The organism is Pseudooceanicola nanhaiensis DSM 18065, assembly GCF_000688295.1.
Lineage (GTDB): Bacteria > Pseudomonadota > Alphaproteobacteria > Rhodobacterales > Rhodobacteraceae > Pseudooceanicola > Pseudooceanicola nanhaiensis.
This window is the reverse complement of sequence record NZ_JHZF01000017.1, coordinates 74,025-96,194: the sequence shown is the minus strand read 5'-3', so window position 1 is coordinate 96,194 and position 22,170 is coordinate 74,025. Positions and strand designations below refer to the sequence as shown.

Genomic DNA, 22,170 nt, shown 5'->3' with positions numbered 1-22,170 from the left:
GGGGCCAACATTCTGGACCTGAGCGAGTCTCCCATGCTGGTCAGACAGGCCGAAAACGTGCTTTCGATCCTCGAGTTCTTCGCCGCGCGCAAGGCGCCGGCGACGGTGGCCGAGGTGATGGCGCATTTCGACTGGCCAAGGTCCTCGACCTTCAACATCGTCTCTACGCTGGCGGAAAAGGGCTATCTCTACGAGCCGCGGACCCGGGGCGCCTATTACCCGACGCCGCGCTGGCTGGCGATGGCGCAGGCGGTGAGCGAGGCCGAGCCGCTGCCCGACGCGCTTCTGCGCGCGATCGACCGGCTGGGCGACGAGACCGGGGAGACGGTCTGGATCGCGGGCGCCTCGGGGCTGAGCGTCGTCGTGCTGGCGGTGCGGGAAAGCCCGCAGCTGGTGCGCTACGCGGCACAGACCGGGACGCGGCTGCCGATCCATGTGACCGGCTCTGGGCAGGCGCTGCTGGCGCGGATGCCGGAGGCGGAGCGGGACGCGCTGCTGCGGCGGGTGCGCTACGTGAAATACAACCGGACGACGCCGATGGACGCCGACACCGTGCGCGCGCAGATCGCGGAGGCCGAGGCGCGGGGCTGGTTCATGTCGGCCTCGGCCTATTCCTCGGACCTGGGCGGGGTGGCGCTGCCGGTGCGCATCGGGGGCCGCGTCTTCGCGGTGACCGCCGCGGGGCCGGAGCCGCGGGTGCTGCCGCGGATGCCCGAGATCGGGGCGATGATCCGCGCCGCGCTGGTCGAGGAATGTGGCGAAGCCGCGCTGGAGGCGCCCGTTACGGCCTGATTCAGAGACGATTTTGACGCGCCTCGGCGCGGGAGGAGGAATATATGCCCGAGATTCATCGCAACATCCCCGACAGCGCGGGGCTGAACGCCTTCCGCGCGGATCCGGCCATGCGGCGGCTGCTGGAGGTCTACCTCGACGCCGAGACCTTCGCGGCGCTCTTGCCGCATCTCGACCGGATGGGGGGGCTGGTCGGCGGCGAGCTGGAAGAGCTTGCGCTGACGGCGGACAAGAACCCGCCCGAGCTGAGGATCCGCAACCGGATCGGGGCCGAGGACCAGCGGGTCGAGAAGCATCCCGCCTATGAGCGGCTCGAGTATTACGCCTTCGGGGAGTTCGGGCTGGCGGCGATGAGCCATCGCGGCGGCGTCTTCGGGCGGCCCGACAAGCTGCCGCCGCTGGCGAAATACGCGCTGGTCTATCTGTTCGTGCAGGCGGAGTTCGGGCTCTGCTGTCCGCTGTCGATGACCGACTCGCTGACCCGGACGCTGGTGAAGTTCGGCGACCCGGAGCTGGTGGCGGAGTATTTCGACCAGCTGACGAGCCAGGACATGGACCTGCTGTTCCAGGGCGCGATGTTCATGACCGAGCAGATGGCCGGATCCGACGTCGGCGCGATCGAGACGGTCGCGCGGAAGGACGCGGACGGCAACTGGCGGCTTCACGGCGACAAGTGGTTCTGTTCGAACCCCGACGCCGACCTGGCGATGGTGCTGGCGCGGCCCGAGGGGGCCGGGGAGGGGACGAAGGCGCTGTCGCTGTTCCTGCTGCCGAAGCGGCTGCCGGACGGGACGCGCAACGCCTATCGCATCCTGCGGCTGAAGGAGAAGATGGGGACGAAGTCCATGGCCTCGGGCGAGATCGCGCTCGAGGGGGCGGTCGCGCATCTGGTCGGCGACCCGGGACAGGGGTTCAAGCAGATGACCGACATGATCAACATGTCGCGGCTGGCCAATGGCGTGCGCTCGGCGGGGATGATGCGCCGCTCGGTCGCCGAGGCGATGTTCATCGCGCGCAACCGGACGGCCTTCGGCAAGCGGCTGGCGGATCTGCCGCTGATGCGGCGGCAGCTTCTGAAGATGCTGGTGACGGCGGAGCAGGGGCGCTCGATGGTGTTCCATACGGCGCGGGTGCTGGCACGCGCGGATGCGGGAGACGCGGCCGCGGCGAAGGTGCTCAGGATCATGACGCCGCTGCTCAAGTTCCGGACCTGCCGGGACGCGCGCAAGGTCGCGGGCGACGCGATGGAGGTGCGGGGCGGCTGCGGCTACATCGAGGAATTCTCGGACGCGCGGGTGCTGCGGGATGCGCACCTGGGTTCGATCTGGGAGGGGACGAGCAACATCGTGGCGCTCGACGTCGCCCGGGCGGTGAAGCGCGAGGGGGCGCTGGTGGCGCTCAGGGCGCATCTGGAGGCGCTGGCCGAGGAGGCCGGGAACATGCTGCCCGGCGGGCTGGACGACGCGCTGGCGCGGGCCTGCGACTACATGGAGGCGGTGGCCGCCGACCGCGCGCGCGAGGGCGAGGTGCGGCAGGCGGCGTCGGCGGTCTACAACGCGGCTTCGGCGGTCATCATGGCCTGGGAGGACGCGCGGATGACGGGCGCCTCGGGCGACCGGTCGCGGCTGGCGGGGCTGGTGCTGAAGCACAAGCTGATGCCGCGCGATCCCCTGGGCGGCGGGGATACGGAGGCGGATGGAGATCTGCTCGACCGGGCCCTATACGAGGCGAAACCGATGATGGAGGCAGCGGAATGAGCGGACAGGGTGCATTGACGGGGCTGAAGGTGATCGACCTCAGCCGGGTGCTGGGCGGGCCCTTCGCGGGGCAGGTGCTGGGCGACCACGGCGCGGAGGTGATCAAGATCGAGCCCCCGATGGGCGACGAGACCCGGGGCTGGGGCCCGCCGTTCCACGACGGGACGGCCGCCTATTTCGAGGGGCTGAACCGCAACAAGCGGGCGATCGCGCTGGACCTCAGGCAGGAGGCGGCGCGGGAGGTGCTTCTGCGCATGCTCGAAGGCGCCGACGTTCTGCTCGAGAACTTCAAGGTCGGGACGATGGAGAAGTGGGGGCTGGGCTACGAGGAGGTGCTGCGCGCGCGCTTCCCCCGGCTGATCTATGCAAGGGTGAGCGGGTTCGGGGCGGACGGGCCCATGGGGGCGATGCCGGGCTATGACGCGATCCTGCAGGCCATGGGCGGGATCATGTCGGTCAACGGCAACGAGGACACCGGGCCGATGCGGGTCGGGCTGCCGGTGGTGGACATGGTCACCGGGCTGAATGCCGTGATCGGGGTGATGATGGCGCTGACGCATCGCGCGGCGACCGGGAAGGGGCAGTTCGTGGAATCGGCGCTGTTCGATTCCGCGCTGCAGCTGCTGCATCCGCATGCGCCGAACTACTTCCGGTCGGGGAAGCTGCCGAAGCTGACCGGGAACGATCATCCGAACATCTCGCCCTATTCGGCCTATGCCACCGCGACGCGGCCGGTCTATCTGGCGGTCGGGAACAACGGGCAGTTCCGCAAGCTCTGCGCCGAGATCGGGGCGCCGGAGATCGCCGCGGATGCGCGCTTTGCCACGAACGCCGACCGGGTGATCAACCGCGAGGACCTGCGGGTCGTGCTGGAGGCGGCGATGGCCGACACCGATGGTGCGGAGCTGGGCGAGCGGCTGATCGCGGCCGGGGTGCCTGCGGGTCCGATCCTGACCGTGGGCGAGAGCCTGAGCCATCCGCATACCGCGCATCGCGAGATGGTCGTGGAGGTGGAGGATTACCGCGGGCTCGGTGCGCCGGCGAAGCCGGCCGACACGCCGGCGAGCTTCCGGCGCAAGCCGCCCAGGTTCGCCGAGCACACGGCGGAGGTGCTGAAGGAATTCGGCTATGGCGAGGAGGAGATCGCGGAGCTGATCGCCAGCGGCGTCGCCCCGCGGGACATGGCCTGAGCGCGGCCGGGGGCGTCAGGCGCCCCCGGCGAGCCTTTCCTCCGCCATGGTGCGGAGCTTCGCCTTCTGGATCTTGACGCCGTTGGCGCTTTCCGTCGTCGGGAAGGCGTCGAGCGGAATGACCAGGACGGGGACCTTGTAATGCGCAAGGTTCGCGGCCGTATGCTCCACGATCCCGGCCGGGTCGGGAGAGCTTCCCTCGGCCGGCAGGACGAAGGCGACGGGCCGCGTCTGGCCCTTGTGGGTGACGCCGACGACCTGCGCCTTGGTGACGCTCGGGTGGCGCTCGATCACCTCCTCGATCTCGGCGGGGTCGGTGAGGAAACCCGAGAGGCGGATGAAATCGCCGTTCCGCGCGAGGTAGACGAAGGTGCCGTCGCCGCGGAGATAGGCCGCGTCTCCGGTGGTGAACCAGCCTTCGGCATCGACGACCCTGGCGGTCGCCTCGGGATTGCGGAAGTAGCCCGCGAAATTGGTGGGGCCCCTGATCTCGAGCACCCCGGCCTCGCCGTCGGGGCAGAGCTCCCCCGTCTCGGGGTTGCGGACGCGCAGCTGGACCTGCGGGCCGGAGGAAGGCAGGCCGCCGCCCTGAAGGCGCTGTTCGACCGGAAGGCTCTGCGGCTGGATCGAGAAGAGCGCGTTGACCTCGGACGCGCCGTAGAGCCCGGCGAGGGGGAGGCCCGCCTCGGCCATCTCGCGCAGCACGGCGCCGAGGCCGGGCGTGAAGGCGGCGAAGCCGCAGAGGCGGGCCTGCGACAGGGCGTCCGCGTCGGCGGCCCACATCTGGCGGAACATCTCGTCCGAGCCGAAGAAATGGGTGATCCTGGCCGCCTTCGCGATGACGAGGGCGGGCCCGACCGAGAAGGCCGAGAGCAGGTGCACCGGCGCGCCGCCCGCGATCGCGGCGAGGCAGGCATTCAGGCCGAAGACGCCGCAGAAGGGCATGGCGGCGAGGAATTCGGCCCCCGGCTGGTCGAACCCGTGCGCGCGGGCGCAGTTCCAGGCGTGAAGGGCAAGGCTTGCCTGCGTGTGCAGGACGAGCTTCGGCAGGCTGGTGGTGCCCGAGGTGGTGAAGAGCGCGACCGGATCGGAGGCCCGCGCCTCGCCCATGGGCAGGGGATCGAGGTCGTCGAAGCGGCAATGGGTGACGGGCAGGCCCTGCACCGCGGGAAGCGCACCGTCGATGGCGGCAAGCGCCGTGAGGTCGGGCAGGTCGGAGCGGTCCAGCGCGTCGATCATGGCGCGGAAATCGGCGTGCCGGTCCGAGCTTTCGAAGACGAGAAGCTTCGCGCCGGAGCTCTTCAGGATGTGGTGCAGCTCCGCCGTGCGGTAGCGGGTGTTCACCGCGGCGACGACGGCCCCGATCCGGGCCGCGCCGAACAGGAGCGCCATCCATTCGGTGACGTTCGGAAGCCAGACCGCGATCCGGTCGCCCCGCGCCACCCCCTGCTGCCGCAGCCATGCGGCGGCCTGGCCCGCCATCCGGTCGAAGGCGGCCGGAGAGACATGCGCCCCGTCCTCGGTCACGAACACCGGGTTCGGGTCGGCGGCAGAGGACATGACGAGCCGGGCGGTGATGATGGCGTCGAAGGTGAGGTCGCCGGTCATGGTCTCTCTTCCGTCAGGCACGGTCTTCGTATTCCTTTATCATGCGCCGGGCGATGATGACCTGCTGGATCTGGCTGGTGCCCTCGTAGATGCGCAGGAGGCGGCAGTCGCGGAACAGGCGCTCGATCGGGTATTCGGCCATGTAGCCGGCGCCGCCGTGGATCTGCAAGGCGCGGTCGGCGACCCGGAAGGCCATCTCGGAGGCGAAGAATTTCGAGGAGGACGCCATCAGGATCGCCTGGCCGCGGCTGTCGTATTCGGCGGCCGTGGCGCGGACGAGGTGGCGGGCGGCGAGCAGCTCGGCCTGGCTTTCGGCGAGCATCCCCTGCACGAACTGGTGCTGCGCGATCGGCTGGCCGAACTGCACCCGGTCGAGCGCATAGGCGGTGGCGAGGTCGAGCATCCGCTGCGCCGTGCCGACGGCGATGGAGGCGACATGCACCCGGCCGCGGTCGAGCACCTTCATCGCGGTCCGGAAACCCCGGTTGAGGTTCTGCGGGCCGCCGATGATGTTCTCTTCCGGGATGCGCACGTCGTCGAAGATGACGTCCGAGGTCTTGGTCCCGCGCTGGCCGAGCTTGCGGTCGGGTTTCGCGACCGTGATGCCGGGCGTATCGGCGGGGACCAGGAAGGCCGAGACGCCATCGCCGCCGTCACGGTCCGGATCGGTCCGGGCGAAGACGGTGAAGACGCCGGCGCGCACGGCATTGGTGATGTAGCGCTTGGTGCCGTTGATCACGAAATCCGACCCGTGGCGCCGGGCGGTGGTCTTCAGATGCGCGGCGTCCGAGCCGATGTCGGGCTCGGTCAGCGCGAAGGAGGCGATCATCTCGCCCGAGGCGAGCTTCGGCAGGTATTCGGCCTCCTGCTCGGGCGTGCCGTCCATGACGATGCCCTGGCTGCCGATGCCGACGTTCGTGCCGATCAGCGAGCGGAAGACGACGGAGGCGTAGCAGAGCGCCTCGATCAGCCGGGATTCCTGGAGCGTGGTCAGGCCGATGCCGCCCATCTCCTCGGGGATCGACAGGCCGAAGAGGCCCATCTCGCGCATCTCCTGCACGATCTCCTCGGGGATCTCGTCTTCCTCCTCCACGCGGTCCTCGGCGGGGATCAGGCGCTCTCGGGTGAAGCGGGTGACGGTGTCGAGAAGCTGGTCGAAGGTGTCGTCATCGACGGACATGCGGGATCCTTTCAGGCAGGGGCGGGGCCGCGAAAGCGATGCAGGGCGAAGACGCCGAGCGCCACCGCGACGCCCACGATGTCGGAGATCGGTTCGGGGTAGAGGCCGAGGAGGGCGGCGCCGATGACGATCACGCGCTCGACCATCGAGAGGCGGCCCGAGAAGTAGAGCCAGCCCGAGAGCCCCGCCGAGAGGAGCGCCACCGAGAAGCCGGCGGTGAGGACCGCCGTCGCCACGTGGATCGCGTCGGCCTGGCCGATGAGCGCGGGTTCGAGCACGAAGAAGACCGGCAGGATGAAGAGGATGATCCCGAGCCGCATGGCGGTGAAGCCGGTCTTCATCGCGTCCGCCTTGCCGACCGAGGCGGCGGTGATCGCGGCCAGCGCCACCGGCGGGGTGATGTAGGAGAGCATCCCCCAGTAGAGGATGTAGAGGTGGCTCGCCATCGGGTTCAGACCCGCCTGCACCAGGGCGGGGGCGAGGATGATGGCGAGGAAGACGTAGCAGGCCGAGACGGTCATCCCCATGCCGAGGACGAAGGAGGTCAGGCCGCCGTAGAACAGCAGCAGGTAGACGTTGCCGTTCGCGTATTGCACCAGCTCGCGGGCGAAGGCCGAGCCCACCCCGGTGATCGACAGCGCGCCGACGACGAGGCCGACCCCGGCGAGGATGCCGATCAGATGGGCGAGCGCGGCGCCCGATTCCTCGATCATCCTGGCGAAGCCGAGCACGCGGGCGCGGTAGAGCGGATCGAGCAGCCCGCCGACGATCAGCACGCCGGTGGCATACCAGGGCGCGTAGCTTTCCAGCCGCAGGACCAGCAGCACGTAGATCAGCACGGCGAGGGCCGCGACGAAGATCCAGCTCTGGCGCAGGACGGACCGGCCGGAGGGGATGTCCTCGGCATCGGCGCCCTGCAGGTCGTTGCGGGCGGCGTAGCAATCCGCCTGCAGCAGGAGCGCGGCGTAGAACAGCAGGGAGGGGATGACGGCGGCCGCGATGACCTCGCCATAGGGGACGGCGAGGAAGGTCGCCATCAGGAAGGCGGCGGCGCCCATGATCGGCGGCATCAGCGTGCCGCCGGTGGAGGCGCAGGCCTCGACCGCCGAGGCGTAATGCGGGGAATAGCCCGCCTTCTTCATCGAGGGGATCGTGAAGGTGCCGGTGGTGATGATGTTCGACACGACCGAGCCCGAGAGCGAGCCGAAGAGCGACGAGGCGACGATGGCCACCTTGGCCGGGCCGCCGCGGGTGCGGCCGAGCAGCTTCAGCGCGAGCGCCATGAAGAATTCGCCACCGCCGAGCAGGGCGAGCACGACGCCGAAGATGATGTAGCCGATCAGCAGGTCGGCCACGACGCGGAACGGGATGCCGATGATCGATTCGGTCCCCAGGGCATGGCCCGCGACCAGCGCGTTCCAGGTGAACTGGTTGCCCCAGAGCACGCCGGGCATGGAATCCGCGACCATCGGGTAGAAGCCGAAGACCGCGCAGACGATGGCGAGGATCATGCCGGCGCTGCGGCGCACGGCCTCGATGCAGAGCAGGAAGAGGATCGAGGCGCCGACGGTGGGCCAGAAGGGCGCCGAGAAGGACCACCCCGCCGTCATGATCTTCCGCGCGAGGGTGGCGAAGTAGAGGCAGATGACGAGCGCCAGCGCGGCCATGATCCAGTCCGCGATCCAGAGCCAGGTCGCCCGGCCCTGGCGGTCCGAGGGGAACTTGAGGAAGACGACGGCGAGGAAGACGCCGAGCAGCGAATAGTAATAGGCCGAGGTGATCGGCCGCAGGCCCGGTGAGATGATGGGCAGGGTCTGCACCATCGCGATGGCGATGCCGATGGCGGAAAGGATGATCACCACCACGCGCGCGGCGCGCATCATGGCGGAGGGGCGGAACTCTGCGTCGGTCATCGTGAGCCTCGGGAAAATCGGGAGCACCGTCCCGCGCGGTGCGCACGGGACGGCCGGTCACTCGTTATGCGGCCCCGGGCAGGGGCCTGTCGCGTCAGAGCGAGGCGGTGATTTCCTTGCGCTTCGCATCCCACGCGGCGGCAAGCTCGTCACCCGAGAGGCCGCTGTTCTCCGACAGGAAGTCGGGCCATGCGGCGATCAGGGCCTCGATCTCCTTCACGGCGGCGTCGTTCCAGGCCTGCTGCTCGTCGGTCCACTGACCGATTTCCTGCAGGTAGCGGATCGCGCCTTCGTGGAAGGGCGCGTCCATCGGCGTGGTGCCCGACTGCTTGATGCCCCAGCTCTCCATGATCGGCGCGGCGTCCTTGTAGCCCGGATAGCTTTCGTCCAGCGCCTTCAGGAAGCCATAGGTCATCTCGGGATCGGCGTCGTGCATGACCGTGACCATCGGGTACTTGTAGGCCACCACGTCGACCGGGTCCTTGCCGGTCACGCCCACGCCGATCGTCTCGCGGTAGGGCGAGAAGAGCGGCGCGATCTTGTTCATGTTCTCCCACATCTGCTTGTCGTTCGGGTCGAACGACAGCCAGCGGATGCCGCGGGGCGAGGCCTCGAGCTCGGTCAGCGCGGCGGCGGTCAGCGCGCCGCCGGCGGCGTCGGCCTGGCCCTGCGTCAGGGCGCGGAGCGTGTCGGCGTAGGACGGGAACTCGATCACCTCGACATCGTCGCGGGTGAGGCCCTTGGAGCCGATCATCGTGTCGACCTTGATCGCGACCGAGGGGTTCGCCGCGGCATAGGCCACGCGCTTGCCGCGCAGGTCCTCGATGGTCTCGATCCCGCTTTCCTGCGTGACGGCGATGCCGAAGCTCGCCGGGCGGCCGCAGATCGTGCGCATGTTCTGCGGGCCCCATTCGGGCGTCGCGAAGTCGAAGATGCCGCGGGTGGCGAAGTAGAGCTCGTTGGCGAGCCAGGCGGTGTTGGCCTGCCCCTGCTTGAGCGGGATGATCCGGCCAACGCCCGAGCCCGAGGGCAGCAGGCGCACGCGGGTGCCGTAGTTCTTGATCATCGCGTCGGCGATCGCGGTCGCCTCGACATAGCCGGTGGAGCCCACGTCGTAGGTGCTCCAGATCATCGTGTCGGGCAGCCCGGCGGGCTTGTCCTGCGCGCGCAGGATCGCCGGGGCCATCGGTGCGAGGCCCGCAGCCCCCATGAGCGCCATCGTCTGGCGGCGGTTCAGTCTGGTCATTGTCTTCCTCCCTTGGTGTCCGGCGCCTCTCCTCGCGCCGGGGGGCTTTCAGGCCCCGTTGAATTCCGGCGCGCGCTTCTCGAGGAAGGCGCGCCGTGCCTCGTCGTGATCGCGGGTCGCGAAGAGCGCGGCCTGCGCCTCCCGCTCCGCCGCCAGCACGGCGGTCAGATCGCCGTGATACCGTGCAATGATAGGGCGCAGGTGCGCCGCGGGCAGGGGCGCGGCGGGCACGAGCCTCTGCGCCTCCGCCACCGCGGTGTCGACCGTGTCGCCGTCGGCCAGAAGATCGGCGAGCCCCAGCTCGACCGCCTCGGGGCCCTTCACCTCGCGCCCGTCCAGCATCATCCGCTGCGCCCGGGCCGCACCCATGCGGCGGGGCAGGGACCACATGGCGCCCATGTCGGGCACGAGGCCGACGCGCGAGAACGAGGCGCAGAAGCGCGCGCCCTCGGCCGCCACCACCACGTCGCAGCAGGCGGCGAGCGACATGCCCCCGCCATAGGCCGCGCCCTCGACCGCGGCGACCACCGGCTTCGGTCCGAGCGCGATCAGCCGGATGACGTCATGCACCACCTCGAGCCGCTCGAGCGCCACCGGGGCCGGCTGGCCCATCCCCTTGATGTCGCCGCCGGCGCAGAAGCAGCCGCCGGAGCCGGTGATCACGATGGCCTTCACGGCGGCGTCGTCATGTGCCAGCCTGAGCGCGTCGCGCAGGGCGCCGCGCATCGCGTCGGACAGGGCGTTGCGGCGGTCGGGCTCCATCATCGCGATCAGCCGGATACCGCCCGCGCGGTCCTCGGTTCGCAGGCAGGCGGCGGTCATGCCATGGCCTCCGCCAAGGCCGATTCCTTCAGGCTGCCCGATGGTCGAGACACGAATTTCCTCCCGTGAAACAGCGGGTTGCAGGGCGCTGACGTCGGCGATCGACGCTCTCGGGCCTTGCGCTGTCGTGGCTATTCTGTATAAAGAATAACATTCGGACAAGAGAAAAAGCCATGAAGGCGGCGGAACCTCAGAAATATGTCGGCGCGGTCGAGAACGCCGTGAAGATCCTCCGCCGGCTCACGCAGGCGGACGAGCCGGAGGGCGTCGCCATCGTCGCGCGCGAATGCGGGCTGAACGTCTCGACCACCTTCAACATCCTGAAGACGCTGGCGAAGGAGGGGCTCGTCACCTTCGACGAGCACACCAAGGGCTACGCCCTCGGCATGGGCGTGCTGGAGCTCGCCGCGCCGATGCTCGGGCGCAATCCGACCGACATGATCCGCCCCGTGATGGAGCGGATCTGCGCCGAACATTCGGTGCTGGTGGCGCTCTGGACGATTTCGCCGACCGGGCGGATCGTGCTGTCGGACCGGGTGGTTCCGACGAAGGTGGTGCATGCCGACATGCGTCAGGGTTCGCGCCTGCCCGACCTCGCGGGGGCCATCGGGCGCTGCGTGGCGGCGGTGCGCGACATCGACCGGGCCACCCTGCGCGAGGCCTATGCCGGCCTGCGATGGCAGCGCGACCCTGGGTTCGAGGCCTATTGGCAGGATGTGCAGCGTGCCAAGGTCGAGGGCTATGCCTTCGACTTCGGGCATCTCTTCAAGGGGCTGAGCATGGCGGCCGTCGCGATCCGCGACACCGATGGCGTGGCCCGGCTGGGAATGTCGGCGATCAGCATCTCGGACCAGATCGAGGCGGAGGCCCTGCGCGAGGCCGCCTGCGCCCTGCGGGAGGCGGGGCAGCTGATCGAGTTGAACGTGTTCGGGCGCCGGGAGGTCTGAGGCGCCCCGAGGGAGGAAGCATGACGGATGACGTGACGGGCCTCGGGGCCTTCTTCGCGCCGCGCTCGATCGCGGTGATCGGGGCGTCGAACGACCCCGGCCGGATCGGCGGGCGGCCGGTGGATTTCTGCAAGGCGGCGGGGTTCGATGGGCCCTTGTACCCGGTGAACCCGACGCGGGACGAGGTGCAGGGGCTGAAGGCCTTCCCGGATGTGGAGAGCATCCCCGGTCCGGTCGACCTCGCGGTTCTCGCGGTGCCCTCGGCGCGGGTGCCGGAGACGCTCGAGGCCTGCGGGCGCAAGGGCGTCCGGGCGGTGGTGGTGTTCTCGGCGGGCTTCTCGGAGGTCGGGGCGGAGGGCGCGGCGGCGCAGGCCGACATGCTGGAGATCGCGCAGCGCCACGGGATCCGGATGCTGGGGCCGAACTGCCTCGGGTTCTACTCCGCCGCCTCCGGGGCCTGCGGGACGTTCACCACCGGGCTCGAGGGCGGGATGCCGGCGCGGGGGAAGATCGGGCTCATCACCCAGTCCGGCGCCTATGGCACGCACCTGTTGTCGATGGCGAAGGCGCGGCGGCTCGGGGTGGCGGGCTGGGTCTCCACCGGCAACGAGGCGGATGTCTCGGTGGCGGAATGTCTCGAATACATGGTCGAGTCGGACGAGGTCGGCGCGATCGGGCTCTACATGGAAGGCGTGAACCGGGTCGAGACGCTGATCCGCGCGCTGGCGCGGGCGCGGGAACTGCGCAAGCCGGTGACCATCATGAAGGTCGGTTCCTCGGAGGTGGGCGCCAGGGCGGTGCAGTCGCATACCGCCTCGCTCGCCGGGTCGGACGCGAGTTTCCAGGCGGTGATCAAGCAGTTCGGGGCGGTGCGGGCGGAGACGACGGAGGAGATGTTCGACGTGCTCTACGCCGCGACCACCGGGCCGCTGCCCAGGGGCGACCGGCTGGGGATCCTGACGGTCTCGGGCGGGGCCGGGGTGCTGATGGCGGATGCGGCCGAGAAGCACGGGCTCTCGGTGCCGCCGATGCCGGAGGCGTCGGTCGGGAAGCTCCTGGAGCGGAATCCCTTCGCCTCGCCGCGCAACCCGGTCGACATCACGGCCCATGCGCTGAACGATTTCGACCTGATACCGGAATACCTGGCCGAGATGATGCGGGCGGGCGATTACGATTGCTACACCGCCTTCTTCACCTCCTGGACCGCCTCGCCGGTGCTGGGGCCGCGGCTGCGGAAGGTGCTGCTGGAGACGCTCGCCGGGCAGGGCAAGCCCTTCGCGCTGATCGGGCTTTTCGACGACGAGCAGGCCGGGGCCTATGAGCGCGAGGGGGTGCTGACCTTTGCCGATCCCTCCCGCGCGGTGGCGGCGCTGGCGACGATGGCGCGGGTGGCGCAGGGGTTCGACCGGGTGGCCACCGGCGCCTTGCCCGACGTCGGTGCGCCCGGGATCGCGGTCCGTTCCATGGGCGAGGCCGAGGCCAAGGCGCGGCTCGCCGCGGCGGGGGTGCCGGTGCTGCCCGAGGGCGTGGCCGCGACGGCCGACGAGGCGGCGGAGATGGCGGCCGAGATGGGCTTCCCGGTGGTGCTGAAGATCGTCTCGCCGCAGATCGCGCACAAGACGGAAGTGGGCGGCGTGGCGCTGAACCTCGCCGATGCCGATGCCGTCCGGGCCGAGGCGGCGCGGATGCTGGCGGAGATCCCCGCGAAGGTGCCGGGGGCGGAGATCGAGGGCGTTCTGGTCTCGCCGATGGCGGGGGAGGGGGTCGAGCTGATCGTCGGCAGCCAGCTGGACCCGGTGATGGGTCCGATGGTGATGGTGGGTCTCGGCGGCGTGCTGGCCGAGGTGCTGAAGGACGTGGCCCTCGCCCGGGCGCCGGTGACGGCGGAGGCGGCGGAGGGGATGCTGGCGCGGCTGAAGGGGGCCGCGATCCTCGACGGTGTGCGCGGGCGGCCGGGCGTGGACAGGCGCGCGGTGGCGGAGGTCATCGCCCGGGTCTCGGTGCTGGCGGCGGCCAATGCCGAGGGCGTGGAGAGCATCGAGATCAACCCGCTGCTGGCAAGTGCGGAGGGGGCGGTGGCGCTCGATGCGCTGATCCTGCCCCGGGGCGAGGAGGCCTGATCCAGCGGAGCGCCGCGCGAAACGCGCGGCGCACGCGATCCATTTTTTTCGGGAAGGGGGCTCTGCCCCCGTCGGGCCTTCGGCCCGACTCCCCCGGGATACATGGACCAGAGGAAGGCCGGGGGCTCAGGTTTCGGGGACGGTGAGATCCGCGACAGGGCCTTCGGTCTTCAGCTCGGCGCCGGTGAGGTCCTGCAGCTCGTCGAAGGAGATCGCGGGGAGCTTCTCGCGCAGGACGAAATGGCCCTCCGCGATGTCGACCACGGCGAGCGAGGTGTAGACGCGGGTGACGCATTGCACGCCGGTCAGCGGCATGGTGCAGCTGTCGACCAGCTTCGGCTCGCCCGTCTTCGTCACGTGGTCGGTGACCACGGCCACGCGCTTCGCGCTCTGCACGAGGTCCATCGCGCCGCCGACCGCCGGGATCGCGCCCTTGCCGGTGGACCAGTTCGCGAGGTCGCCGTTCTGCGCCACCTGGAAGGCGCCGAGGATGGCGACGTCGAGATGGCCGCCGCGCACCATGGCGAAGCTGTCGGCGTGGTGGAAGAAGGCCGCGCCCGGTTTGAGCGTGATCGCCTTCTTGCCGGCGTTGATGAGGTCCCAGTCCTCGTCGCCCGGGGCCGGCGCCGGGCCGAAGCCGAGGACGCCGTTCTCGGTGTGGAAGATCGGCGTGCGGCCTTCGACCGTGTATTGCGCGACCATCTCGGGGAAGCCGATGCCGAGGTTCACATAGGCGCCGTCCTCGATGTCCTGGGCGGCGCGCCAGGCGATCTGGGCGTTGGTGAGCTTGATGTCGTCGAGGCTGCTCATGGGTAGGTGGCTCCTTCGCGGATCAGGATTTCCTCCTGCACGGGGTTCGGGACCTCCACGACCGCATCGACGAAGATGCCGGGGGAGACGATGTGCTCGGGGTCGATGTCGCCGGGGGCGACGATCCTCGACACCTGCGCGATGGTCCGATCGGCGGCCATGGCCATCACCGGATTGAAGTTCCGCCCCGCCATCCGGTAGGTCAGGTTGCCCATGGGATCGCCGTGATGCGCCTTGATCAGCGCGACATCTGCCCTGAGCCAGCGCTCGCGGACGTAGTGCTTGCCGTCGAATTCCTCGACCGGCTTGCCCTCGGCGAGATCGGTGCCGTAGCTCGTCGCGGTGTAGAAGGCGGGGATGCCGGCGCCCGCGGCGCGGATGCGCTCGGCGAGGGTGCCCTGGGGGACGACCTCGAGCTCGATCCGGCCGGCCTTGTAGGCCTCGGTGAAGGCGACCGGGTCGGAGGAGCGCGGGAAGGAGCAGATCATCTTCGCGACCAGCCCCTGTTCGATCATCGCGGCGATGCCCACGTGCCCGTTGCCCGCGTTGTTGTTGATCACGGTGAGGTTCTTCGGGGCCCGGTCGATCAGCGCGTGGATCAGTTCGATCGGCGCGCCGGAGCCGCCGAAACCGCCGATCATGACGACCGCGCCGTCAGGGATGTCGGCCACCGCCGCGGCGGGGGTGGCTATGGTCTTGTCCATCGATGTCTCCTCTCATGCCGGGCGGAGACTAGGGCGGGCACGGCGTGGACACCATCGGAGGTGCGCGGTATGTGAGATTTGTTCGGATCGTGTGCGGGGATGTTCACAGTGTGAGCAGGAATACGGATTTCGTCGCCTCGCTCGCGAAGGGGCTGCGGGTGCTCGAGCTCTTCGGGGCGGAGCGGCCCGCGATGAGCGTCTCGCAGGTGGCGGCCGAGACCGGATTCGATCGCGCGACGGCGCGGCGCTGCCTGCTGACGCTGCACCAGATGGGCTATGCGCAATATGACGGGAAGTACTTCTCGCTCGGGCCGCGGGCGCTGCGGCTCGGGGTCGGGGCGCTGGCGTCGCTGCCGCTGGCGCGCCAGGTGCAGCCGTGGCTCGACCAGGTGTCGGACCGGATCGGGCAGTCGAGCTCGGTCTCGATCCTCGACGATACCGAGATCGTCTATATCGCGCGGGCGGCGCAGAAGCGGGTGATGTCGATCGGGCTGATGCCGGGGTCGCGGCTGCCGGCGCATTGCACCTCGATGGGGCGGGTGCTGCTGGCGGCGCTGCCCGAGAACGAGGCGCGGGCGGTTGTCGAGCGTTCGGCGCTCGCGCCCCGGACCCGGTTCAGCGTGACCGAGCCCGCGGAGATCATGGCGCGGATCGACGAGGTCCGGCGGCAGGGCCACGCGCTGATCGACCAGGAGGTGGAGCTGGGGCTGCGCTCGCTCGCGGTTCCCCTGCTCAACGTGCACGGCCAGACGGTGGCGGCGCTGAACGTGGGGATGGCGGCGATCCACGAGGGGCCGGAGGCGCTGCCGGAGCTGTTCCTGCCGGACCTCCAGCGGGTGCAGCGCGGGCTGCAGCGCGAGATCTGGTCCTCGCCCGTGCGGCTGCACCGGGAGGGGTGAGGGGCGGGCAGTCGCGCCGGAAGCGCGGTCACTTGGTGTGCTTCAGGAGCTCTTCCAGCCCGGCCTCGAGCTGCCGGAAGGCCGTGCCGAGCCGCTCCTCCAGGGCCTTCTGGTGCGCGCGGGCCATCGGCAGGAGGTCCGCCATCATGGCGCGCCCGGCGGGGGTGAGGGTCAGCAGGACCAGGCGCCGGTCCTCGGGGTTCTCCCGGCTCTCGATCAGGCCGGCCTCGCGCAGGCGCTTGGCGGCGCGGCTGACCTCGTATTTCTCCATCGCGACGCGCGCCTCGATGTCCCGGACGGAGACCTTGCCGGAATGCGCGAGATGCACCAGCACGCGCCATTCCGGGATCGAGATGCCGAACCGGGCGCGGTATTGCCGGGCGAGCTCTTCGCTCGTCCGCTTGGCCGCGACGGCCAGCCTGTAGGGGGTGAAGCCGTACAGGTCGAACTCGGGCAGGGGAGGGGGGTCCTCACTCATCGCGGCTCCTTGGCGTTCCGGCGACTATCCTTGCCGGGGCGGAGCGGCGCAAGCATTTTTGTTGCAGTTGCAACGAATGCTTGACTCCGTTGCAGCTGCAACGTTCTATCCGGGGGTGCCCGGCGCGATCCGCGGGGCGCCGCATTCGGGAGGATCCACGATGACCAAGCACGAGTTGCCGGAGGGCATGGTCCGCGCCACGGGCACGACGGGGACGCACGAGGGCTACATGCCCGGCTTCGGCAACGATTTCGAGACCGAGGCGCTGCCGGGCGCACTGCCGCAGGGCATGAACTCTCCCCAGAAATGCAATTACGGGCTCTATGGCGAGCAGCTTTCGGGAACCGCCTTCACGGCCCATCCGCCCGAACGCACCTGGACCTACCGCATCCGTCCCAGCGTGAAGCATTCGACCCGCTACACCCGCATCGAGCTGCCCTACTGGAAGACCGCGCCGCATACGCCGGAGGGGGTGACGAGCCTGGGGCAGTACCGCTGGGATCCGGTGGAGCCGACCGGGGACGACCTGACCTGGCTCTCCGGCATGCGGACCATGACCACGGCGGGCGACGTGAACACGCAGGTCGGGATGGCGGCGCATGTCTACCTCGTCACCGCGTCGATGGAGGACAGTTATTTCTATTCCGCCGACAGCGAGCTTCTGGTGGTGCCGCAGCAGGGCAGGCTGCGCTTCGCGACAGAGCTCGGGATCATCGACGTGGAGCCGCAGGAGATCGCGATCATCCCGCGCGGGCTCGTCTACCGGGTCGAGGTGCTGGAGGGGCCGTGCCGCGGGTTCGTCTGCGAGAATTACGGCCAGAAGTTCGAGCTGCCCGCCCGCGGCCCGATCGGGGCGAACGCTCTGGCCAACCCGCGCGACTTCAAGGCGCCGGTGGCGGCCTTCGAGGACCGCGAGGTGCCCTCGACCCTGACGATCAAGTGGTGCGGGGAGTTCCACGAGACGAAGATCGCGCAGTCGCCGCTGGACGTGGTGGCCTGGCACGGCAATTACGCGCCCTACAAGTACGACCTGAAGACCTATTGCCCGGTCGGCGCGATCCTCTTCGATCACCCGGACCCCTCGATCTTCACCGTTCTGACGGCGCCTTCGGGCGTGCCGGGCACGGCGAACATCGACTTCGTGCTGTTCCGCGACCGCTGGATGGTGGCCGAGGACACCTTCCGCCCGCCGTGGTATCACAAGAACATCATGTCCGAACTGATGGGCAACATCCACGGCCAGTACGACGCCAAGCCGCAGGGCTTCGTGCCGGGGGGCATGTCGCTCCACAACATGATGCTGCCGCACGGGCCGGACAAGCAGGCCTTCGAGGGCGCGTCGAACGCGAACCTGGGGCCGGTGAAGCTGGAGAACACGATGTCCTTCATGTTCGAGACGCGATTCCCGCAGCGGCTGACGGAATTCGCCGGCAGGGAGGCGCCGCTGCAGGACGATTACATCGACTGCTGGGACAGCCTCGAGAAGAAGTTCGACGGCACGCCCGGGCGGAAGTGAGCGCCGGGGGGCAGGGGCCCTTTCGGACAGGATGGATGAAGGAAGACAGATGCCGCTTCGCAAAAGCTGGGTCGAGAGCGCCAATTCCGCGCAGACCGACTTCCCGCTGAACAACCTGCCCTACGGCGTCTTCGACGCGGGCGAGGGTTCGATGCCCCGCTGCGGCGTGGCGATCGGCGACATGATCTTCGACCTCTGCAAGGCCGAGGGCGACGGGCTCGTCGATCTTGGCGGAGCGCCCGTCTTCGACGTGCCGCACTGGAACGATGTGATGGAGCTCGGGCCCGAGGCCTGGGCCGATCTGCGCAGCCAGGTGACCGCGCTGCTGGCCGAGGGGGCGGAGCCCTTGCCGGGCCATCTGGTGGCGCAGGCGGATGTGACCATGATGATGCCGATCACCGTGGCCGAATACACCGATTTCTACGCCGGCCGGCATCACGCCTTCAACGTGGGCTCGATCTTCCGCGGCCCCGAGAACGCGCTGCCGCCGAACTGGCTGTCGATTCCGATCGGCTACAACGGGCGGGCGTCCTCGGTCGTGGTGTCGGGGACGGATGTGCGCCGGCCCTGGGGCCAGCTGAGGGCGCCGGACGCGGAGCTGCCGGTCTTCGCGCCGTGCCGGCGCTTCGACCTCGAGCTCGAGATGGGGGCGATCATCGGGCAGGCCTCGGACCGGCCGGTGACGGTGCAGGAGGCCGACGACATGATCTTCGGCTACGTCCTTTTGAACGACTGGTCCGCGCGGGACATCCAGGCCTGGGAATACCAGCCGCTCGGGCCCTTCCAGGCCAAGGCGACGGCGACGACCATCAGCCCCTGGATCGTGACGAAGGCGGCGCTGGCGCCGTTCCGCACCGCGACCCCCGAGCGCGAGAGGGAGCTGCTGCCCTACCTGCGGGAACCGGGGCCGATGCTCTACGACGTGGACCTGGAGGTCGCGCTGGCCCCGGAGGGCGGTGCGGAGACGACGATCTCGCGCACCAATTTCCGCGAGCTCTATTACTCCGCCGCGCAGCAGCTGGCGCATCATACGACAAGCGGCTGCCCGATGCGGGTCGGTGACCTGCTGGGTTCCGGCACGATCTCGGGGACGGCGAAGGACAGCAGGGGATCGCTCCTGGAGCTCAGCTGGTCGGGGCAGGAGCCGCTGACGCTTCCCGGGGGCGAGACGCGCAGCTTCCTGGAAGACGGCGATACGCTGACCCTGCGCGGTGCGGCGCAGGGCGACGGCTACCGCGTGGGCTTCGGGGCCTGCACGGGCAAGGTGATCGCCGCGCTCGACGATCCCTACGCGCGCTGACACAGGCACGAGGCCGGGGCAGACCCCCGGCGGAACGAACGGAAGGACACAGCATGGCCAAGGCATTCGCATCCGCGGGCGACATGGCAGACAAGAAGATCAGCTTCACCGAGGTGGGCGAGGGGCTCTATGCCTTCACCGCCGAGGGCGATCCCAACACCGGCGTCATCATCGGCGACGAGAGCGTGATGATCGTCGAGGCGCAGGCGACCCCGCGCCTTGCGCGGATGGTGATCGAGAAGGTGCGCGAGGTGACGGACAAGCCGATCTCGCATCTCGTGATGACCCATTACCACGCCGTCCGCGTCCTCGGCGCCAGCGCCTACGGCGCCCGCGAGGTCATCATGTCCGACGTCGCCGCGGCGATGGTCGAGGAGCGCGGCCAGGAGGACTGGGAAAGCGAGTTCGACCGCTTCCCGCGCCTTTTCCAGGGGCACGAGGAAATCCCCGGCCTGACCCGCCCGACCACCACCTTCAGCGAGAGCATGACCGTCTACCTCGGCAAACGCCGCGTGGACATCATGAAGCTGGGCCGCGCCCATACCGCCGGCGACGCGGTGATCTGGGTGCCGGACCAGGAGGTCATGTTCACCGGCGACATCGTCGAATACCACTCGGCCTGCTATTGCGGGGACGGGCACTTCGCCGACTGGGAAGACACGCTGATGAACATCGCCGCCTTCGAGCCCAAGGCCATCGCGCCGGGCCGCGGGGACGCGCTCGTCGGCGAGGAGATGGTCGCCAAGGCGATCGCCGCGACGGCCGACTTCGTGAATTCGACCTACAAGCCGATCGCCAAGGTCGTGGCCCGCGGCGGCACGCTGAAGGAAGCCTGGGACGCCTGCCGCGCCGAATGCGACCCGAAGTTCAGCGATTACGCGATCTACGAACACTGCCTGCCGTTCAACGTGGCGCGCGCCTATGACGAGGCCCGCGGCATCGACACCCCGCGCGTCTGGACGGCCGCGCGCGACAAGGACATGTGGAACCAGCTTCAGGGCTGATCCCGCGCGCCGGGCCCTTCCGGGGGCCCGGCGGCGGATCGGGAGGAGACGACGATGCCATTGGACGACCGATACCGGCTGGCCTTCCGGCTGTACCCCTATGCGCGCTCCGCCGATCAGGACGCCGCGGCGCCGGTGCGCCATCCGGTCGTCGTCGTGGGCGGCGGTCCCATCGGTATCGCCACGGCGCTCGATCTCGGGTTGCAGGGCATTCCGGTCGTGGTGCTGGACGACCACGAGGGGATCGGCCAGGGCTCCCGCGCGATCTGCTTCGCGAAACGCAGCCTCGAGATCGCCGACCGATACGGCTGCGCCGGGCCGATGCTGGACAAGGGCGTGGTCTGGAACCTCGGCAAGGTCTTCTACCAGGATCGCAAGATCTACGACTTCAACCTGCTGCCGGAAGAGGGGCACCGCTTCCCCGCCTTCATCAACCTCCAGCAGCCCTATTTCGAGAAGTTCCTCGTCGAGCGTGTCCGCGAGGCGCAGGCCGACGGTGCGCCGATCGAGATCCGCGGCAAGAACCGCGTCGAGGCCGTGGAGGTCAGGGACGACCACACGATCCTGACGGTCGCCACGCCGGAGGGGGACTATACGATCCTCGCCGACTGGCTGATCGCCTGCGACGGGGCAGGCTCGCCGCTGCGCTCGATGATGGGGCTCGATTTCGAAGGGCGGGTCTTCAAGGACAGCTTCCTGATCGCCGACATCAGGATGCTGTCTGAAAGCTTCCCGACCGAGCGCTGGTTCTGGTTCGAACCCTCCCACAAGGCCGGCGCCTCGACCCTGCTGCACAAGCAGCCGGACGATGTCTGGCGGGTCGATTTCCAGATCGGCTGGGATGTCGACCGCGCCGAAGAGCTGAAGGAGGAGAACGTCCGCCGGAGGCTTGACGCGATGCTGGGCCCGGAGGTGGATTACGAGCTGGTCTGGTCCTCGATCTACACCTTCCAGTGCCGCCGGATGAAGGCGTTCCGCCACGGCCGGGTGATCTTTGCGGGCGATGCCGCGCACCAGGTCAGCCCGTTCGGCGCGCGGGGCGCCAATTCGGGGATGCAGGACGCGGACAACCTGGGCTGGAAGCTCGGCATGGTGATCCGGGGCGAGGCGCCCGACCGCCTGCTCGACAGCTACCACGAGGAGCGCGCCCACGGGGCGGACGAGAACATCCTGAATTCGACCCGGGCGACGGATTTCATCACGCCCAAGTCGAAGATCAGCCATGTCTTCCGCAACGCGGTCCTAGAGCTTGCGGAGCGCTACGAATTCGCCCGGCCGCTGGTCAATTCGGGGCGCCTTTCGGTGCCCTGCTCCTACGACGGGCTGTCGCTCACCGGCGAGGATGCGCTGCCCGGCGGCCCCGCGCGGTCCCGTCCCGGCACGCCCTGCCCTGATGCGCCGCTCGGAAACGGCTTCCTGCTGAAGGGGCTGGGCGGCGGATTCACGATCCTCACCGTCGATGCCGAGGCGCCGGAGACCGTGACCGAGGACGGCGTGACCGCGACGCGGCGGGCCGTTTCGGCGGCGGACGATCCCTCGGGCGCGCTGGCCCTGCGCTACCTGGGCGAGGCGGAAGGCGCCGTCTACCTGATCCGCCCCGACCAGCACGTGGTCGCCCGCTGGAGCGGCTACGACGAGAGCGCCCTGCGCGCGGCCCTGCGCCGTGCCTGCGGAAAGGAGTGACCGCCGATGGAGCTGACCACGACGCCCAACATCCCCGCGCCGGATTCCTTTTACGCCGAGCTGATCCGGTGCCACGAGGGGCTCTCCGACGACGAGAGCGCGGCCTTCAACGCCCGGCTGATCCTGCTGCTGGCCAATCACATCGGCGATCCGGAGGTCCTGTCCGAGGCCATGCGCAAGGCGAGCCTCGACTAGGGGGCG

At 69.5% G+C, this 22,170-nt stretch carries 19 protein-coding genes; 11 read left to right on the top strand and 8 right to left on the bottom strand.

What is annotated here, in order from left to right:
• The first annotated feature begins 33 nt into the window (after nucleotides 1–33).
• From Q344_RS0120610 to Q344_RS0120600, 3 genes are read left to right on the top strand one after another with little or no spacing between them, the layout of a single operon-like run.
• A complete protein-coding gene (locus Q344_RS0120610) occupies nucleotides 34–792 on the top strand; it encodes an IclR family transcriptional regulator (protein ID WP_028288444.1) in 759 nt (252 codons plus the stop codon).
• 44 nt (nucleotides 793–836) lie between these two features.
• A complete protein-coding gene (locus Q344_RS0120605) occupies nucleotides 837–2,549 on the top strand; it encodes an acyl-CoA dehydrogenase family protein (protein WP_028288443.1) in 1,713 nt (570 codons plus the stop codon).
• Entirely contained in the window at nucleotides 2,546–3,739 is a 1,194-nt protein-coding gene (locus tag Q344_RS0120600; RefSeq protein WP_028288442.1) for a CaiB/BaiF CoA transferase family protein, read from the top strand. Before Q344_RS0120605 ends, Q344_RS0120600 begins: the two co-directional genes overlap by 4 nt.
• A 15-nt stretch (nucleotides 3,740–3,754) precedes the next feature.
• On the opposite strand, the gene Q344_RS0120595 is transcribed toward Q344_RS0120600, so the two are convergent.
• From Q344_RS0120595 to Q344_RS0120575, 5 genes are all read right to left on the bottom strand, one after another.
• Entirely contained in the window at nucleotides 3,755–5,347 is a 1,593-nt protein-coding gene (locus Q344_RS0120595) for an AMP-binding protein (protein WP_028288441.1), read from the bottom strand.
• A 13-nt stretch (nucleotides 5,348–5,360) separates the two neighbouring features.
• The gene (locus tag Q344_RS0120590) at nucleotides 5,361–6,527 is read right to left on the bottom strand and encodes an acyl-CoA dehydrogenase family protein (protein WP_028288440.1); all 1,167 of its coding nucleotides are present in this window, start codon (nucleotides 6,525–6,527) and stop codon (nucleotides 5,361–5,363) included.
• Nucleotides 6,528–6,538: 11 nt separating this feature from the next.
• Nucleotides 6,539–8,440, bottom strand: coding sequence for a TRAP transporter permease (locus tag Q344_RS24655; protein WP_211249937.1), 1,902 nt, complete (start codon nucleotides 8,438–8,440; stop codon nucleotides 6,539–6,541).
• A 94-nt stretch (nucleotides 8,441–8,534) separates the two neighbouring features.
• Nucleotides 8,535–9,686 (bottom strand): TAXI family TRAP transporter solute-binding subunit, encoded by a 1,152-nt coding sequence (locus Q344_RS0120580; RefSeq protein WP_051630951.1) that lies wholly within the window; start codon nucleotides 9,684–9,686, stop codon nucleotides 8,535–8,537.
• Nucleotides 9,687–9,734: 48 nt separating this feature from the next.
• The gene (locus tag Q344_RS0120575) at nucleotides 9,735–10,508 is read right to left on the bottom strand and encodes an enoyl-CoA hydratase/isomerase family protein (protein ID WP_028288438.1); all 774 of its coding nucleotides are present in this window, start codon (nucleotides 10,506–10,508) and stop codon (nucleotides 9,735–9,737) included.
• A 173-nt stretch (nucleotides 10,509–10,681) separates the two neighbouring features.
• Between Q344_RS0120575 and Q344_RS0120570 the strand changes: the two genes are divergently transcribed.
• Together Q344_RS0120570 and Q344_RS0120565 are read left to right on the top strand one after the other, a co-directional pair.
• Nucleotides 10,682–11,455 carry an IclR family transcriptional regulator gene (locus Q344_RS0120570; protein ID WP_028288437.1) on the top strand — a complete coding sequence of 258 codons (774 nt, stop codon included), beginning with the start codon at nucleotides 10,682–10,684 and terminating at the stop codon, nucleotides 11,453–11,455.
• A 20-nt stretch (nucleotides 11,456–11,475) separates the two neighbouring features.
• On the top strand, nucleotides 11,476–13,575 hold the full coding sequence (locus Q344_RS0120565; RefSeq protein WP_028288436.1) for an acetate--CoA ligase family protein: 2,100 nt from the start codon (nucleotides 11,476–11,478) through the stop codon (nucleotides 13,573–13,575).
• Nucleotides 13,576–13,701: 126 nt separating this feature from the next.
• Here the strand turns inward: Q344_RS0120565 and Q344_RS0120560 are convergent, their stop codons facing one another.
• The gene (locus Q344_RS0120560) at nucleotides 13,702–14,385 is read right to left on the bottom strand and encodes a 3-oxoacid CoA-transferase subunit B (RefSeq protein ID WP_028288435.1); all 684 of its coding nucleotides are present in this window, start codon (nucleotides 14,383–14,385) and stop codon (nucleotides 13,702–13,704) included.
• The gene (locus tag Q344_RS0120555) at nucleotides 14,382–15,089 is read right to left on the bottom strand and encodes a 3-oxoacid CoA-transferase subunit A (RefSeq protein ID WP_028288434.1); all 708 of its coding nucleotides are present in this window, start codon (nucleotides 15,087–15,089) and stop codon (nucleotides 14,382–14,384) included. The genes Q344_RS0120560 and Q344_RS0120555 overlap by 4 nt, the downstream gene beginning before the upstream one ends.
• A 110-nt stretch (nucleotides 15,090–15,199) precedes the next feature.
• Here Q344_RS0120555 and Q344_RS24650 point away from each other — a divergent pair, with 110 nt between their 5' ends.
• Nucleotides 15,200–15,988, top strand: a complete 789-nt coding sequence (locus Q344_RS24650) for an IclR family transcriptional regulator domain-containing protein (RefSeq protein WP_051630950.1) — start codon at nucleotides 15,200–15,202, stop codon at nucleotides 15,986–15,988.
• Nucleotides 15,989–16,016: 28 nt separating this feature from the next.
• Here the strand turns inward: Q344_RS24650 and Q344_RS0120545 are convergent, their stop codons facing one another.
• The gene (locus tag Q344_RS0120545) at nucleotides 16,017–16,466 is read right to left on the bottom strand and encodes a MarR family winged helix-turn-helix transcriptional regulator (RefSeq protein WP_028288433.1); all 450 of its coding nucleotides are present in this window, start codon (nucleotides 16,464–16,466) and stop codon (nucleotides 16,017–16,019) included.
• Between the two features lie 160 nt (nucleotides 16,467–16,626).
• On the opposite strand from Q344_RS0120545, the gene hmgA reads away from it, so the two are divergent.
• The 5 genes from hmgA to Q344_RS0120520 are packed head-to-tail and all read left to right on the top strand — an operon-like array spanning nucleotide 16,627 to nucleotide 22,164.
• Complete coding sequence (gene hmgA / locus Q344_RS0120540; protein ID WP_028288432.1) at nucleotides 16,627–17,982, top strand: homogentisate 1,2-dioxygenase; 1,356 nt, start codon at nucleotides 16,627–16,629, stop codon at nucleotides 17,980–17,982.
• 49 nt (nucleotides 17,983–18,031) lie between these two features.
• The gene (fahA, locus tag Q344_RS0120535) at nucleotides 18,032–19,282 is read left to right on the top strand and encodes a fumarylacetoacetase (protein ID WP_028288431.1); all 1,251 of its coding nucleotides are present in this window, start codon (nucleotides 18,032–18,034) and stop codon (nucleotides 19,280–19,282) included.
• Between the two features lie 53 nt (nucleotides 19,283–19,335).
• Nucleotides 19,336–20,286 (top strand): MBL fold metallo-hydrolase, encoded by a 951-nt coding sequence (locus Q344_RS0120530; protein WP_028288430.1) that lies wholly within the window; start codon nucleotides 19,336–19,338, stop codon nucleotides 20,284–20,286.
• A 54-nt stretch (nucleotides 20,287–20,340) separates the two neighbouring features.
• Nucleotides 20,341–21,969 (top strand): FAD-dependent oxidoreductase, encoded by a 1,629-nt coding sequence (locus Q344_RS0120525; RefSeq protein ID WP_036540172.1) that lies wholly within the window; start codon nucleotides 20,341–20,343, stop codon nucleotides 21,967–21,969.
• 6 nt (nucleotides 21,970–21,975) lie between these two features.
• Nucleotides 21,976–22,164 (top strand): DUF2783 domain-containing protein, encoded by a 189-nt coding sequence (locus Q344_RS0120520; protein ID WP_028288428.1) that lies wholly within the window; start codon nucleotides 21,976–21,978, stop codon nucleotides 22,162–22,164.
• Nucleotides 22,165–22,170 lie beyond the last annotated feature (6 nt).

What these genes read in the sequence shown, in the direction of transcription:
- Q344_RS0120610 (WP_028288444.1), top strand. Translation starts at nt 34, where the DNA reads ATGCTGGTCAGACAGGCCGAAAACGTGCTTTCGATCCTCGAGTTCTTC.
- Q344_RS0120605 (WP_028288443.1), top strand. Translation starts at nt 837, where the DNA reads ATGCCCGAGATTCATCGCAACATCCCCGACAGCGCGGGGCTGAACGCC.
- Q344_RS0120600 (WP_028288442.1), top strand. Translation starts at nt 2,546, where the DNA reads ATGAGCGGACAGGGTGCATTGACGGGGCTGAAGGTGATCGACCTCAGC.
- Q344_RS0120595 (WP_028288441.1), bottom strand. Translation starts at nt 5,347, where the DNA reads ATGACCGGCGACCTCACCTTCGACGCCATCATCACCGCCCGGCTCGTC.
- Q344_RS0120590 (WP_028288440.1), bottom strand. Translation starts at nt 6,527, where the DNA reads ATGTCCGTCGATGACGACACCTTCGACCAGCTTCTCGACACCGTCACC.
- Q344_RS24655 (WP_211249937.1), bottom strand. Translation starts at nt 8,440, where the DNA reads ATGACCGACGCAGAGTTCCGCCCCTCCGCCATGATGCGCGCCGCGCGC.
- Q344_RS0120580 (WP_051630951.1), bottom strand. Translation starts at nt 9,686, where the DNA reads ATGACCAGACTGAACCGCCGCCAGACGATGGCGCTCATGGGGGCTGCG.
- Q344_RS0120575 (WP_028288438.1), bottom strand. Translation starts at nt 10,508, where the DNA reads ATGACCGCCGCCTGCCTGCGAACCGAGGACCGCGCGGGCGGTATCCGG.
- Q344_RS0120570 (WP_028288437.1), top strand. Translation starts at nt 10,682, where the DNA reads ATGAAGGCGGCGGAACCTCAGAAATATGTCGGCGCGGTCGAGAACGCC.
- Q344_RS0120565 (WP_028288436.1), top strand. Translation starts at nt 11,476, where the DNA reads ATGACGGATGACGTGACGGGCCTCGGGGCCTTCTTCGCGCCGCGCTCG.
- Q344_RS0120560 (WP_028288435.1), bottom strand. Translation starts at nt 14,385, where the DNA reads ATGAGCAGCCTCGACGACATCAAGCTCACCAACGCCCAGATCGCCTGG.
- Q344_RS0120555 (WP_028288434.1), bottom strand. Translation starts at nt 15,089, where the DNA reads ATGGACAAGACCATAGCCACCCCCGCCGCGGCGGTGGCCGACATCCCT.
- Q344_RS0120545 (WP_028288433.1), bottom strand. Translation starts at nt 16,466, where the DNA reads ATGAGTGAGGACCCCCCTCCCCTGCCCGAGTTCGACCTGTACGGCTTC.
- hmgA (WP_028288432.1), top strand. Translation starts at nt 16,627, where the DNA reads ATGACCAAGCACGAGTTGCCGGAGGGCATGGTCCGCGCCACGGGCACG.
- fahA (WP_028288431.1), top strand. Translation starts at nt 18,032, where the DNA reads ATGCCGCTTCGCAAAAGCTGGGTCGAGAGCGCCAATTCCGCGCAGACC.
- Q344_RS0120530 (WP_028288430.1), top strand. Translation starts at nt 19,336, where the DNA reads ATGGCCAAGGCATTCGCATCCGCGGGCGACATGGCAGACAAGAAGATC.
- Q344_RS0120525 (WP_036540172.1), top strand. Translation starts at nt 20,341, where the DNA reads ATGCCATTGGACGACCGATACCGGCTGGCCTTCCGGCTGTACCCCTAT.
- Q344_RS0120520 (WP_028288428.1), top strand. Translation starts at nt 21,976, where the DNA reads ATGGAGCTGACCACGACGCCCAACATCCCCGCGCCGGATTCCTTTTAC.